This is a genomic window from Oleiphilus sp. HI0061 (assembly GCF_001635675.1).
Map to the genome: position 1 here is coordinate 1 of NZ_LWFE01000073.1, position 978 is coordinate 978.

Genomic DNA, 978 nt, shown 5'->3' on the forward strand with positions numbered 1-978 from the left:
GAGAATTGCAGTACTTCCTGTTCCGGCATTTATCTTGAAAACCATACTCGGTGAATCATCTATTTTATTGCTTGGAAGTCAGAATGTAGTCCCAAAGAAGCTTCTAGAAAGTGGCTTTCAATTTCAGTATCCTCAGTTAAAGCAAGCCTTGGATGAGATACTTTGACTTTAAATCATGTCATTATGATCTAGTTTTGTGCTTGTCGCGTATACCTTGTAGAACTGTTAAAAATGCATGGCATGTAAGAGGGTGATGGGTATGAAAAAGCATAATGTTATTGTCTCCGACAAGGCTGCTTCTAGCGACGCTATGAAAAGCCGAGGTGAGAAGTCAATTCAAGTAGGTTTGAGTGCCTGTTTGGCGGGTCATGAGGTGCGTTATAATGGCGGTCATACCCAATCTCGTTTATGCCTCAATGTACTTAGTAAGCACTTCGAATTTAAAACCTTCTGCCCAGAAGTTGCTGCTGGGTTTGGAACTCCCAGACCTACCATGAGGCTGACGGGCAACCCGGAATCGCCTCAATTAAATTTTAGCGACGACAATTCTAAAGACTTGACTGATCAGTTAGTGAGTGGTTTTGAGCACAAACTACCAGAAATGGGGAGTTTGGATGGTTATATCCTGATGAGAAACTCGCCTAGTTGCGGCATGGAAAGGGTGAAAGTCTATCAGCCTAATGGTCATGCTCATATGAAGCCAGGGATGGGCGTTTTTGCTCGTGCTTTAAGGGAAAAATATCCGCTAATGCCAATTGAAGAAGAAGGTCGTCTCAATGATGACGTCTTGTATGACAATTTTGTGATGCGCGTTTATGCGTATCATAACTTTCGTAAAGAAGTTTTGGATCAGCCTAGTGTTTTAAAACTAACCAAATTCCATGCGAGCTACAAATACTTATTGATGGCACATAATCAAAAGCAAGCGAAAGCGCTTGGCAGGTTGTTAGCGGGTGACAAGAGCTTAAGTATCGAAAT

The 978-nt window shown here is 42.0% G+C and carries 2 protein-coding genes; both read left to right on the forward strand.

The window, feature by feature from the left end:
• Positions 1–31: 31 nt before the first annotated feature.
• Positions 32–166 (forward strand): DUF1731 domain-containing protein, encoded by a 135-nt coding sequence (locus tag A3735_RS32435; protein ID WP_369820493.1) that lies wholly within the window; start codon positions 32–34, stop codon positions 164–166.
• A gap of 93 nt (positions 167–259) precedes the next feature.
• On the forward strand, positions 260–978 hold a 719-nt coding region (locus tag A3735_RS00940), incomplete at its 3' end, for a DUF523 and DUF1722 domain-containing protein (RefSeq protein ID WP_082885755.1).